The 13,001-nt window shown below is 70.6% G+C and carries 9 protein-coding genes and 1 pseudogene; 9 read left to right on the top strand and 1 reads right to left on the bottom strand.

Annotated features, from left to right (window positions below):
• Nucleotides 1–143: LuxR C-terminal-related transcriptional regulator (locus ABT137_RS50565; protein WP_351720745.1), on the top strand; the 143-nt coding region annotated here is incomplete at its 5' end.
• A gap of 118 nt (nucleotides 144–261) precedes the next feature.
• On the opposite strand, the gene ABT137_RS51180 is transcribed toward ABT137_RS50565, so the two are convergent.
• Complete coding sequence (locus ABT137_RS51180; protein WP_502984722.1) at nucleotides 262–537, bottom strand: hypothetical protein; 276 nt, start codon at nucleotides 535–537, stop codon at nucleotides 262–264.
• 702 nt (nucleotides 538–1,239) lie between these two features.
• Here ABT137_RS51180 and ABT137_RS50555 point away from each other — a divergent pair.
• From ABT137_RS50555 to ABT137_RS50520, 8 genes and pseudogenes are all read left to right on the top strand, one after another.
• Nucleotides 1,240–2,814 (top strand): oleate hydratase, encoded by a 1,575-nt coding sequence (locus ABT137_RS50555; RefSeq protein ID WP_351720742.1) that lies wholly within the window; start codon nucleotides 1,240–1,242, stop codon nucleotides 2,812–2,814.
• 87 nt (nucleotides 2,815–2,901) lie between these two features.
• Nucleotides 2,902–3,372 (top strand): annotated as a pseudogene (locus tag ABT137_RS50550) (MFS transporter); the annotation flags it as partial.
• Between the two features lie 67 nt (nucleotides 3,373–3,439).
• Nucleotides 3,440–4,828 (top strand): oxidoreductase, encoded by a 1,389-nt coding sequence (locus ABT137_RS50545; RefSeq protein ID WP_351720747.1) that lies wholly within the window; start codon nucleotides 3,440–3,442, stop codon nucleotides 4,826–4,828.
• Nucleotides 4,829–4,969: 141 nt separating this feature from the next.
• Nucleotides 4,970–7,654 (top strand): pyruvate, phosphate dikinase, encoded by a 2,685-nt coding sequence (gene ppdK / locus ABT137_RS50540; protein ID WP_351720739.1) that lies wholly within the window; start codon nucleotides 4,970–4,972, stop codon nucleotides 7,652–7,654.
• 59 nt (nucleotides 7,655–7,713) lie between these two features.
• The gene (locus ABT137_RS50535; RefSeq protein ID WP_351720737.1) at nucleotides 7,714–8,424 is read left to right on the top strand and encodes a CBS domain-containing protein; all 711 of its coding nucleotides are present in this window, start codon (nucleotides 7,714–7,716) and stop codon (nucleotides 8,422–8,424) included.
• A 192-nt stretch (nucleotides 8,425–8,616) separates the two neighbouring features.
• Nucleotides 8,617–11,286 carry a bifunctional acetaldehyde-CoA/alcohol dehydrogenase gene (gene adhE, locus ABT137_RS50530; protein ID WP_351720735.1) on the top strand — a complete coding sequence of 890 codons (2,670 nt, stop codon included), beginning with the start codon at nucleotides 8,617–8,619 and terminating at the stop codon, nucleotides 11,284–11,286.
• A gap of 97 nt (nucleotides 11,287–11,383) precedes the next feature.
• Nucleotides 11,384–12,598 (top strand): globin domain-containing protein, encoded by a 1,215-nt coding sequence (locus ABT137_RS50525; RefSeq protein WP_351720733.1) that lies wholly within the window; start codon nucleotides 11,384–11,386, stop codon nucleotides 12,596–12,598.
• A gap of 63 nt (nucleotides 12,599–12,661) precedes the next feature.
• The coding region (locus ABT137_RS50520; protein ID WP_351720730.1) for a hypothetical protein at nucleotides 12,662–13,001 on the top strand (340 nt) is incomplete at its 3' end.

The following is a 13,001-nucleotide window of genomic DNA, read 5'->3' as shown; positions in this document are numbered from 1 at the left end:
AGAAGCTCTACCTCTCCGAGAAGACCGTCAAGAACCACATCTCCCGCCTCCTCGCCAAACTGGGCGTCCAGCGCCGCGTCCAGGCAGCGGTCCTCGCCACCCACCTGGAACAACCGGAGACCGGGAGCCGACCGGCGAGGTGAGCAGCGGTGGGGTCGCGCTCTTACGCACCGACTGCCCGTGCGCTCACGCCCCTCCACCCGGCCCGCCGCTGCATCGTCCGACGGACCGTGATCGTCGTCGGCCGACCTGCGACGACGGTCACGGTCCGTCCACGGTCACGGACAGGGCCAACCCGATCCGCTGATCGCACCAGCAGCAGCCTCCGGTGGACAGCCCGCGACGCATGCGGTGGCCGCCCACGCGGCGGTGTGACGGTCGACGGCATGAGCCTGAGCAGGCTCGGGGGCTGTCCGCCCGCTCGCCGGTACCGGACACGCAGTCCAAGGCCGGGCAGCTTGTGTGCCGTGAGCCTCGCACGCTGACCGAACCGAGCAGGGCACGCGCGAACCCGCCGCCCCGGCTGCCGACGACCAGGACCTCGGCCCCTCCGCGCCGAGCACGTCGGTCAACTCCTGCCCCATCCGCTCCCGTGCCTCTCCTGCGGCCCGTACACCGTCGACCGGCCGCCCCTCGTCACCGCGAGCTGCGGGAAACCCCGCCATTCCGCCAGAGGCGCGCCTCCGAGGGCATGACGGGCGGCCCTCCCCTGGCCTTCCGCGCGACCTGCCGCACGGGACGTCGCGTGCAACCGGGTCCGACCTCATCGGCCGATCGCTGAACGCCGGGCGACAGCCGGCACCGCAGAAGGCCGAACGACCCCTGCTGCTCAGCCTCGCCGCCGGGATGCTCGAAGCCGCCACCACACCCTCTGGTGGGGCCGCAGCGCGGCCCTGTCAGGGAAGAAGGTCACCATGTCCGCCACGGCTCTCGACGCGTTCACGCTGGAGAAACGGGCCTCCGCCGCCGTGGCCGCGCCGTCGATCCACAACACGCAGCCCTGGCGTTTTCGCCTCGGCATCCGGGCGCGCTGACCGCTGTCCCCTTCGAACGCCATCCCCCATGCTCTTCGTGCTGTCGACCGACACCGTGGCACAGCTCCCGAGGCGATGCCCCCGCCTGACCACCAGAGCCGTCTGGGCCCGACCGGTGACCAACGGCCCACTGACGGCGCCGCTCGCGCAGGAAAACGTAGGAGGTGCGGTTCCCGATCCGCGGACGCGAGCGACGAGGAGACTTGTGATGGCGAAGGCATATCTGGTGGGTAGCGGGATCGCGGCGCTCGCCGCGGCGGCTTTCCTGATCCGCGACGGCGGGTTCGACGGCGCGGACATCCATCTCTTCGAGGAGCAGATGGGCATCGGGGGCAGCCTGGACGCGGGCGGCAGCGCGGAGGCCGGCTACACCATGCGCGGCGGGCGGATGTTCGAGGCCGAGTTCCGTTGCACGTACGACCTGCTGTCCGGCATTCCCACGCTGGACGATCCCTCGGTGACCGTGACCCAGGAGATCCTGGCCGGGCACGAGGAGTTCGCCTGGGACGACATCGCCCGGCTGGTCGACGGGGACGGAAAGATCGTCGACTCCCGCTCGATGGGGTTCTCCGAGCGCGACCGGCTGGAGCTGGTCCGGTGTCTGGCGACCCCCGAGGGGCACCTGGACGACAAGCGGATCACCGACTGCTTCGGCGAGCACTTCTTCACCACCAACTTCTGGTTCATGTGGTGCACCACGTTCGCCTTCCAGCCCTGGCACAGCGCGATCGAGTTCCGCCGCTACCTCCGCCGCTTCATCCACCTGTTCCCGGAGTTCGGCTCCATGTCCGGCATCCACCGGACCCGGTACAACCAGTACGACTCGATCGTGCGCCCCCTGGCGTCCTGGCTGCGCGAGCGCGGCGTGACCATCCACCCTGGCTGTACGGTCACCGACCTCGACTTCGCGCCGGGGAAGGACGGCAAGACGGTGCAGGCCGTCCGACTGGTCCGGGCCGGCCGCGAGGAGCGGATCGCCATCGCCCCCGAGGATCTGGTCCTGGTCACCAACGGCTCCATGACCGACGCCTCCAGCCGGGGCACGCACACCTCTCCCCCGCCCCCGCCTCCCCAGCGCTCGGACGCCTGGCTGCTCTGGCACCGGCTGGCCCGAGGACACGAGAACTTCGGGAACCCGGACGCCTTCGACAAGCACGTCAAGGAGTCCCGCTGGGAGTCCTTCACCGTCACGGCCAAGGACCCCGTCTTCCTCGACGCACTGGCCGAGTTCAGCGGCCGGGAGACCGGCAAGGGCGGCCTGATGACCTTCACCGACTCCAACTGGCTGCTCACCATCGTCGCCAACCGCCAGCCCGTCTATCGCGACCAGCCGGACGACGTCTCGGTCTGGTGGGGCTACGGCCTCTTCCCCGGCCGCGCAGGCAACCACACGCCCAAACCGATGACCATGTGCTCCGGCCGGGAAATCCTCGAAGAGGTCCTGCACCACCTGCACTTCGACGCCCCGACCAGCGCCCGCGTCCTGGAGACCTCGACCGTCATTCCCTGCGTGATGCCCTACATCACCAGCCAGTTCCTGAACCGCCGCCGCGACGACCGCCCCGAGGTCGTGCCCGAGGGCTCGGTCAACCTCGCCTTCATCGGCCAGTTCGCCGAGGTACCGGACGACGTCGTCTTCACGGTCGAGTACTCCGTACGCACGGCGTGGGCGGCGGTGTCCGAGCTTCTCCACCTCGACAAGCAGCCGCCGGCCGTCTACAAGGGCCACCACGACCCCCACGTCCTGGCGGCCGCGCTGGAGACCATGCACCACCGGTGACGCACGCGCCCTGGGAGGGCCGCTCGGACCCTCCCAGGGACGTTCGGTATCTGCCCCGCCGCCGGGCCCGCGGCCTTGCATGGGCCCATGACGAATTTACGAGACGTACCGGAACAGGCCACAGCACCGAGGAATCGCGGTCCGGCCAACCGCTGGGCGGCACTGCTCGTGCTCTGTGTGTCACTGCTGATCGTGACTCTGGACAACACGATCCTGAACGTGGCACTGCCCACTATGGTCCGCGAACTGGACGCCTCGATGACCCAGTTGCAATGGATCGTGGACGCCTACGCCCTGGTCTTCGCCGGACTGATGCTGGTTGCCGGCAGCAGCGCGGACCGGTTCGGCCGCCGACGGGTGTTCGTCACGGGCCTGGCGGTGTTCGGGGGAACGTCGGCGTGGGCCGCGTACTCCGGCTCGACGGGGATGCTCATCGCGGCACGGGCCGGGATGGGTGTGGGCGCGGCGATGATGATGCCGTCCACCCTGTCGATCATCACCGACATGTTCCGTGACCCGGGCGAGCGGCGCAGGGCGATCGGTGTGTGGGCGGCCACCAGCGGACTGGGGATCGCCATCGGCCCGGTGGCCGGCGGTCTCCTTCTGGAGCACTTCTGGGGCGCTGATGCTGGGCGCGCACACTGGGCAGCCCGGTGCCGTGCCGTGTCTGCGGCTCGCCGGGGCGCGGATCGTCGGACCGCTCGACCTCGCCGGTGCGCAGCTCGCGTATGCCCTCTGGCTGGAGGAGTGCTGGTTCGAGGAGGCGGTGAACCTGCTCGGGGCGACGACCCAGACGCTCGTCTTCAAAGGCTGCCAGGTGCCTGGCATCGAGGCCGGGGCGACCCGTATCGAGGGGAACGTGGACCTGGGGCGCTCGATCATCGAGAGCGGTGCCCCCTCTCACTTCCACCATCGCATCACCGCGCTGTCCCTCACCAACGCCCGAGTGACCGGCGGCGTCATCCTCAACAAGGCCGAGCTCAACGCGCCCAACGGGTGGGCCCTGGCAGCCGGCGGCCTCGTCATGGAAGGGGGGTTCTTCTGTCGGCCCGGCTTCGTCGCACGGGGTGAAGTACGGTTGCCGGGCGCGCAGTTGCCCGGCGGCCTGTACATGAACGGCGCGCGGCTGGAGGAGCCCAGCCCGCGTGGCCTGGCGCTCAATCTGGAGAACTCCGTGGCCTCCATGGTCATCCTCTCCGACGGGTTCGTCGCGAACGGGACCGTAGGCCTGCGGGGCGCCCGGGTCTCGGCCGGCCTGAGCTTCGCAGGGGCCGTGCTGAACGGCCCGCCCGACGGCAACGGCCCCTCCCTGTCGGCACCGTTGATGCAGGCAGTCGACTTCGCCTTCGCCCTCGCCGCACCACCGTCCGGTGCCGTGGACCTGCAGGGTGCGCAGGTGTCGTACCTGCACGACAGCGAGCACAGCTGGCCCGAGGTAGTGGAGTTGGACGGTTTCGTCTACGGCTCCATCAAGTCGGCCGAGGCGGGCGGAGGTCGGGAGGCAGTGGGGCGGCGGAACTCCGTGGCCCAGCGCGTGGCGTGGATACGACGGAGCCCCGGCTACAACCCCCAACCCTACGAGCAGTTGGCGAGCTGGTACCGGAAGTCCGGCCACGACGACGAAGCCCGCCGCGTACTCCTGGCCAAACAGCGCCACCGGCGTCATACCCTGCCCCCGGCCGCACGTGCCTGGGGGCACCTGCTCGACGTGACCGTCGGCTACGGCTACCGTCCCTGGCTGTCCGGCGTCTGGCTCCTCGCGCTGACCTTGCTGGGCACACTGTCCTTCGGCGGCCACTCCCCGCGTCCGGTCCAGCGAGGCGAGGGTGCCCCGTTCCAGCCCCTCGTCTACACGCTCGACCTGTTGATCCCCATCGGCGGCCTGGGCCAGCGCACGGCCTGGTACTGGTCGAACGGCACTCTCCAGTGGCTGGCCTACCTGCTGATCGCCTTCGGCTGGGTGCTGACCACCTCCGTCATCGCGGGAGTCACCCGCGCACTCCAGAAGAACTAGCCGACCAAAGCCGGGCAGCGACACACGCGCCTGGGCCGACCGGCCCTCCAGAGGGGACCGACAGCACCTGCCCCCTCCGACACCGGCAGGCAGACGCTGGAGAGCGCATCCAGCCGAAGCCCGACGGAGGAGACCGAGATCATGGTCCGATACGTGTACGACTTCGCGGAGGGCGGCCGTGAGCTGGCCGGCCTGCTCGGCGGCAAGGGGGCGAACCTTGCCGAGATGACCCGGCTGGGGCTGTCGGTGCCGCCGGGTTTCACCGTGACGACCGAGGCCTGCCGGGCCTTCTTCAGCTCCGGCAGCGAGCCGGACGGACTGGCCCAGGAGATCTCCGGGCATCTGACCGCCCTGGAGAAGGCGGCCGGTCGAAAGCTGGGACAGCCCGACGATCCGCTGCTGCTGTCCGTCCGTTCCGGGGCACGCTTCTCCATGCCCGGCATGATGGAGACGATCCTCGACATCGGCCTCGGCGACGACTCCGTGCTCGGCCTGGCGAAGGTGTCAGGGAACGAGCGCTTCGCCTGGGACTCCTATCGCCGACTCGTACAGATGTTCGGCAGTACGGTCATGGGCGTCGACAGCGCACTGTTCGAGAGCGCTCTGTCCGACCTCAAGTGCGACCGGGGCGCCACGGACGACCTGGGCCTGAACGCGGCGGACCTGACCGAGCTCGTCGAGACGTACAAGGACCTGATCCGCAGGGAGACCGGCGAGGACTTCCCGCAGTCCCCGGACGAGCAGCTGCGCCGGGCCGTCCTCGCGGTCTTCGAGTCCTGGAACGGCGAGCGGGCCCGCGTCTACCGGCACCGTGAACACATCGCCGACGACCTCGGCACCGCGGTGAACGTGCAGACCATGGTCTTCGGCAACCTCGGCTCCGACTCGGGCAGCGGTGTCGCCTTCACGCGCGACCCCGCCACCGGGCGCCCCGGCCTGTACGGCGACTACCTGCCGAACGCCCAGGGCGAGGACGTCGTGGCCGGCATCCGCAACACCGTGTCGCTGGCCGACCTGGAAGAGCTCGACTCTGTCTCGTACGCTCAGCTGCGCGGTCACATGGAGACCCTGGAGGCCCACTACCGGGATCTGTGCGACATCGAGTTCACCATCGAGCGCGGCCGCCTCTGGATGCTGCAGACCCGGGTCGGCAAGCGGACCGCCGAAGCCGCGTTCGCCATCGCCGCCGAGCTGGTGGACGAGGGTCTGATCAGTCCCGCCGAGGCACTGGATCGGGTCACCGGGGACGGGCTCGCCCGGCTGATGTTCCCCCGGTTCGACACCTCCGCCGTCGGCGAGGCGCTCGCGCACGGCCTTCCCGCCTCACCGGGCGCGGCCGTGGGCGCCGCCGTGTTCGACTCTGCCGAGGCCGTCCGGCGGGCCGCCACGGGCGAGCAGGTCGTGCTCGTCCGCCAGGAGACCACCCCCGACGACCTGCCGGGCATGATCGCCGCGCAGGCGGTGCTCACCAGCCGCGGCGGGAAGACCAGTCACGCCGCCGTGGTCGCCCGCGGCATGGGCACGGTGTGCGTCTGCGGCGCGGAAGAGATCGCCGTGGACGCCAAGGGCCGTCGCTTCACCGTGGGCGAGACCGTCGTGGATGAGGGCACGGTCATCTCCGTCGACGGCTCCGAGGGCACCGTGTTTCTGGGCGCTGCTCCGCTGGTCGACTCCGCGGTGATGCGGTACTTCGAGTCGGGCGAGCGGTCGGCCGGGCTGGTCGAGTCCGTGGCCGACGCCATGGAGCAGGCCGACCGCACCGCCCGGCTGGAGGTGCGTGCGAACGCCGACACCCCGGAGGACGCCGCCCGCGCCCGGCGGTTCGGCGCCCGGGGTATCGGGCTGTGCCGGACGGAGCACATGTTCCTCGGCGAGCGGCGCAAGCTGGTCGAGGCGATGATCCTGGCTCGCGACGAGACCGAGCGCAAGGATGCGCTGGGCGCACTGCTGCCCCTTCAGCGCCAGGACTTCATCGGCATCCTGGATGCGATGGACGGTCTGCCGGTCACCATCCGGCTCATCGACCCGCCCCTGCACGAGTTCCTGCCCGACCGCACCGACCTCGCCGTGCGGATCGCCGCCGACGAAGCCCGGGGCGAGCACCCGGACCCGCACGACACCGAACTGCTCGACGCGGTCAATCGCATGCACGAGGAGAACCCCATGCTCGGGCTGCGGGGCGTGCGCCTGGGCCTGGTGGTGCCCGGTCTGGTCGCCATGCAGGTACGGGCGATCGCCGAGGCGGTCGTGGCGCGTACGAGGGCCGGGGGCTCCCTCGAGGCGGAGATCATGGTGCCGCTGGTCGGCGCCGTCGAGGAACTGCGCATCGAGCGGGCGGAAGTGGAACGGGTCCTGGCCGAGGTGTCCGAGGAGACCGGTGTGCCCGTGCACTGCCCGGTCGGCACCATGATCGAGCTGCCCAGGGCCGCGCTCACCGCGGGCCGGATCGCCGAGGAGGCGGAGTTCTTCTCCTTCGGCACGAACGACCTGACCCAGACAACGTGGGGCTTCTCCCGCGACGACGTCGAGGCGGCGTTCTTCTCCGCCTACCTCGACAAGGGCATATTCGCCACCTCGCCGTTCGAGACCCTCGACCGTGACGGCGTGGGCCGGCTGGTCCGCATCGGCGTCGACGAGGGCCGCGCCGCACGCCCCGACCTGAAGATCGGCGTCTGCGGCGAGCACGGCGGCGATCCCGAGTCCGTCCACTTCTTCCACGAGGCCGGACTGGACTACGTGTCCTGCTCGCCGTTCCGCGTGCCGGTCGCCCGCCTGGAGGCCGGCCGGGCCGCACTGTCCGGGCCGGGATCGAGCGACAGCAGATGAGCACGGGGCCCCGGATCGCGTCCCCGAGCCCGGGCCCGGCCGGAAAGGAGGTGGGTGCCATGGCCCGCATCGTCGGTGAGGTGATGACCTCCGACGTCGTCGAGGCGCACCCGGAGACCTCGTTCAAGGACGTCGTACGGCTGCTGGATCAGCACCGGATCAGCGGCCTGCCCGTCGTGGACCACGACGACAAGGTCGTGGGCGTCGTCTCGCAGACGGATCTGGTCCGTCGCCAGGCGGCCCGGTCCCCGGACGACCGGGCGGGGCGGTCGCGGCGACACCCGTCGAGCCGCCTCAGGCGTCCTCGCTCCGGTGCCGTCCCCCGCGCGGTCACGGCTCGGGATCTGATGTCGACGCCTGCGATCACCGTGCATCCGGAACAGCGGATAGCGGATGCCGCACGTGTCATGGAGCGTCACGGCGTCGAGCGCCTGCCGGTCGTGGACGAGGAGGACCGGCTGATCGGCATCGCCACCCGGCGTGACCTGCTGCGGGTCTTCCTGCGCACGGACGAGGAGATCAGCCGGGAGGTCCGCGAGGAGGTGCTGGACCTTGCGCTCGGGCTCCCGGCCGCCGGCGTGACCGTCTCGGTCAGGGACGGCATGGTCACCCTGGCAGGAGCCGTAGTGCACCACGACGACATTCCGACCGCGATCCGGCTGACGTACCGGGTGGACGGAGTGGTCGGCGTCGTCAACGGCCTGGCCTTCCGCGCCGACGGCACCCGCCGGGTCGAGGGCGCCCCCTCCTCCGGCGCGCCCTCCGACTAGTCCCGCCGCATGGGACACCTGGCCCCGGCACCCCGGGGCCGATCAGTCCCTCACGGGGACCAACGGGACCTGGGTGTGCCGTCGCTGACGAGAGACGCTGCTGATGGGAGCGGTACCCATCCCCCGAGGTGCCGCTCCCTCCGCGCCGCCATCCGTGCGGTTGCCGCCCTTCCACGACGGAGGCCTGCCGACATGACCCGCCACGACGACCGCAGCGCGACCACCGAACCCGCCGACGCGCCGTCCGACATCGCCATCGCGGTGGACCGCCTGGTGACCAACGGGCTGAAGGCGCTCGCCGACTACGAGGGGCTCGACCAGGAGCAGGTCGACCACATCGTGAAGAAGGCCTCGGTCGCCGCCCTCGACCAGCACACCGGGCTGGCACGACTCGCCGTGGACGAGACCGGACGCGGAGTCTTCGAGGACAAGGCCGCCAAGAACATGTTCGCCTGTGAGTACGTCACGCACAGCATGGGCCCGATGAAGACGGTCGGCGTCATCGCCCGTGACGACATCGACGACATGATCGAGGTGGCCGAGCCGGTCGGTGTGGTGTGCGCGGTCACCCCCGTCACCAACCCGACCTCCACCACCGTCTTCAAGGCCCTGATGGCGCTCAAGACCCGCAACCCGGTCGTGTTCGCCTTCCACCCCTCCGCCCAGCGCTGCAGCGCGGAGGCGGCCCGCGTCGTGCGGGACGCGGCCGTCGCGGCGGGCGCGCCGGAGCACTGCGTGCAGTGGATCGAGACCCCGTCCGTCGAGGCGACCGGCGCTCTGATGCGCCACCCGGGCGTCTCGCTGATCCTCGCCACCGGCGGCAACGCCATGGTCAAGGCCGCGTACTCGGCCGGCAAGCCCGCGCTCGGCGTGGGCGCCGGCAACGTGCCCGCCTACGTCCACCACAGCGCCGACCTGCGCCGGGCCGTGAACGACCTGGTGCTGTCGAAGTCGTTCGACAACGGCATGATCTGCGCCTCCGAACAGGCCGTCATCCTGGACGAGCGGATCTACGACGCGGTCCTCACCGAATTCCGCACGCTGCACGCCCACTTGGCGACCGCCGAGGAGAAGGCGAAGCTGGAGGCGTTCCTGTTCCCGGCCGACAAGGCCGCGGGCGGGGGCGCGGGCTGCGAGCCTAAGGTCAACTCCACGGCCGTCGGGCAGAGTCCGGCGTGGATAGCCGAACAGGCCGGGTTCTGCGTGCACGAGGACACCTCACTCATCCTCGTCGAGACCGGTCAGGTAGGTCCGCAGGAGCCGCTCACCCGCGAGAAGCTCTGCCCGGTCCTCGCCGTCCTGCGGGCAGGTTCCGAGGAGCAGGGCTTCGACCTGGCGGCCGACATGGTCGCCTTCCACGGGCAGGGCCACAGCGCCGTCATCCACACCGGCGACCTCGAACTCGCCGAGGCGTACGGCCGTCGTATGAAGACGGTACGGATCATCGTCAACGCCCCCTCCTCGCAGGGCGCGATCGGCGGCATCTACAACAGCCTGCTGCCGTCCCTGACGCTCGGCTGCGGATCCTGGGGCAGCACCTCGGTGTCCAACAACGTCTCCGCCGCCCAACTGCTCAACGTCAAGCGGGTGTCCGTGCGCCGCAACAACCTCCAGTGGTTCAAGGTCCCGCCGAAGATCTACTTCGAGCCGCAGTCCATCCGCTACCTGACCTCCATGCCGGACGTCCACCGCGTCACCGTCGTCACCGACGCGACGATGACCCGCCTCGGGCTCGTCGACCGGGTCGAGCGCGTGCTGCGGCGGCGCCGGGAGCCGGTCACCATCCAGGTCATCGACAACGTCGAGCCCGAGCCCAGCATCGACTCCGTCCGGCGCGGCGCCCGCCTCATGGGCGACTTCCGCCCGGACACCATCATCGCCCTGGGCGGAGGCTCCCCGATGGACGCGGCCAAGGTGATGTGGCTGCTGTACGAGCAGCAGGCCGAGGGCAAGGACGTCGACTTCGCCGACATGCGGCACAAGTTCTCCGACATCCGCAAGCGCGCCTTCCGCTTCCCCGTCCTGGGGAAGCTCGCCCGCCTGGTATGCATCCCCACCACATCGGGCACGGGCGCGGAGGTCACCCCCTTCGCGGTGATCTCCGACCCGGCCACCGGCAAGAAGTACCCGCTGGCCGACTACGCCCTCACCCCCAGCGTGGCCATCGTCGACCCGCTGCTCGCCGCCGAACTCCCGCACGCGCTGGCGGCCGACAGCGGCTTCGACGCCCTCACCCACGCCGTCGAGGCGTATGTGTCCGTCTACGCCAACGACTTCACCGACGGTCTCGCCCTGCACGCGATCCGGCTGATCTTCGAGAACATCGAGGCGGCGGTGAACGACCGCGCGGCCCGGCCCGAGGCGCAGGAGAAGATGCACAACGCCGGCACCATCGCCGGCATGGCGTTCGGCAACGCCTTCCTCGGCATCGTCCACGCCATGTCCCACACGCTCGGTGCCACCTTCCACATCGCGCACGGCCGTACCAACGCGGTCCTGCTGCCGCACGTCATCCGCTACAACGGCACCGTCCCCACCAAGCTCACCGGCTGGCCGAAGTACGAGCACTACCGTGCCCCCGAGCGCTTCCAGGACATCGCCCGCGCCCTCGGCCTGCCGGCCGCCACCGCGGCGGAGGGCGTCGCATCACTGGCCTCGGCCGTGGAGCGGCTCCGTGACGCCGTGGGCATCGAGCCGTCGTTCCAGGCCCTCGGCATCGACGAGCGGTCCTTCCTCGACTCACTCCCCCAGCAGGCCCTGAACGCCTTCGAGGACCAGTGCGCACCCGCCAACCCGCGGATGCCCATGCTCGACGACATGCGGCAGCTCATGCGCGCGGCCTACTACGGGCGCGACGCATAGGCCTCCCGGCGGTACCTGACCGCCGGACAGAAGGCCGCCGACCCCACGGCGATGCGGCCGCCTCCTCCTCCATCGTCCGCCCCGTCAGGGAGATCCCATGCTGTCCGCCGAATCCACCGCCCTCGTACGCGCCACCCTGCCCGCCGTGGCCGGAGCGCTCGACGAGATCACCACCCGTTTCTACGCCACGATGTTCCACGACCGGCCGGAGCTGCTCGACGGCATGTTCAACCGCGGCAACCAGGCCAGTGGGGAGCAGCGTCGCGCGCTGGCCGGTGCGATCGCCGGGTTCGCCGGCGCGCTGCTGGAGAATCCCGGGACGCGGCCGGACCAGTTGCTGTCCCGGATCGCGCACAAGCACGCCGCCGTCGGCGTCACCGACGACCAGTACACGATCGTGCACAAGTACCTGTTCGGCGCGATCGCCGAGGTCCTCGGGGAGGCGGTCACCCCGGAGGTGGCTGCCGCCTGGGACGAGGTCTACTGGCTCATGGCCGGGGCCCTGATCAGCCGGGAGGCGCTCCTCTACCAGGACGCGGGCGTCCAGCCCGGCGGGATCTGGCGGCCCTGGACAGTCGTCGAACGCCGCACCGAGACCCCCGACGTCCTCTCCTTCCTGCTCCGCCCGGCGGACGGCGAACGCATTCCGCGGGCCCGCGCGGGCCAGTACGTGAGCGTCCGTGTGTGCATGGCGGACGGAGTGCACCAGCTGCGCCAGTACAGCCTCTCCTCGGACCCGGGCGACGGGCTGCGGCGGATCACCGTGAAGCGGGTCACCGGTGACACCGCCGGACCGGACGGCGAGGTCTCCAACCTGCTCCACGACACCGTCCGTGAGGGGGACGAGCTGCTGCTGTCCGCACCGTTCGGCGACGTCTTCCTCGACGACCCGGTGGACACCACCACCCCCGTCGTGCTGGTCTCAGCGGGCATCGGCTGCACCCCCATGACCGGCATCCTCGCCCACCTGGCCGGCCTCCGCTCGATCCGCCGGGTCCTGGTCCTGCACGCCGACCGCTCCCCCGCCGACCACGCCCTGCGCACCGAGACGCACGATCTCGTCGATCAACTACGGAACGCCCGGGCCGTCTTCTGGTACGAGCGTCCCGGAGCGGAGGAACCCGCCGCCAGCACCGGCCCGATGGACCTGAGCGACACCGAACTCCCCGACAACGCCACGGTGTTCCTGTGCGGTCCGCTCCCCTTCATGCGGGACGTACGGGGACAGCTGCTGAGCGCCGGCGTGCCCGCGCGACGCATCCGCTACGAGGTGTTCGGCCCCGACCTGTGGCTGCCGGGCCCCCCGGTCTGAATCGCCCCCCCTGTTCCGCCCATCCCGAGTCCGTCAGCTCCTGATTTCCGAGGAGAAACCCGTATGACCACCAACAGCTCCCAGACGACGCCCGCGGTCGAGCTGCGCTCCGACGGCGCCGTGGACGAGGAGACCATGGCATACGCCCGCACGAAGATCGACGCCGTGCTGAGCAGGGCGGGACTGCCCGCCGTCACCGGCGAGGTGCGCATCCTGCGTGCGGCCGCCCACCACGCCGGCCACCCGTGGTCGGCCACGGCGGATCTGCACATCGGCGGCCGTCAGGTGGTCGTCACGGTGGCCGAGGACCTCGCCGCCGAGCAGGCCCTCCTCCGGGGCAACGTCAACGCGATGTTCACCAACCTCTCGCGCCGTTCCCAGGGCCTCATCCAGCGTCAGCTCT

Origin of the sequence: Streptomyces sp. NPDC001980 (genome assembly GCF_040296885.1) — a bacterium.
In the GTDB taxonomy this organism is placed as follows: domain Bacteria; phylum Actinomycetota; class Actinomycetes; order Streptomycetales; family Streptomycetaceae; genus Streptomyces.
This window is presented reverse-complemented; position numbering and strand designations above follow the sequence as displayed.

Bases quoted from the DNA above. Each gene is read 5' to 3' on its own strand.
- ABT137_RS50545 (WP_351720747.1), top strand. From the start codon at position 3,440: ATGCTGGGCGCGCACACTGGGCAGCCCGGTGCCGTGCCGTGTCTGCGG.
- ppdK (WP_351720739.1), top strand. From the start codon at position 4,970: ATGGTCCGATACGTGTACGACTTCGCGGAGGGCGGCCGTGAGCTGGCC.
- ABT137_RS50535 (WP_351720737.1), top strand. From the start codon at position 7,714: ATGGCCCGCATCGTCGGTGAGGTGATGACCTCCGACGTCGTCGAGGCG.
- adhE (WP_351720735.1), top strand. From the start codon at position 8,617: ATGACCCGCCACGACGACCGCAGCGCGACCACCGAACCCGCCGACGCG.
- ABT137_RS50525 (WP_351720733.1), top strand. From the start codon at position 11,384: ATGCTGTCCGCCGAATCCACCGCCCTCGTACGCGCCACCCTGCCCGCC.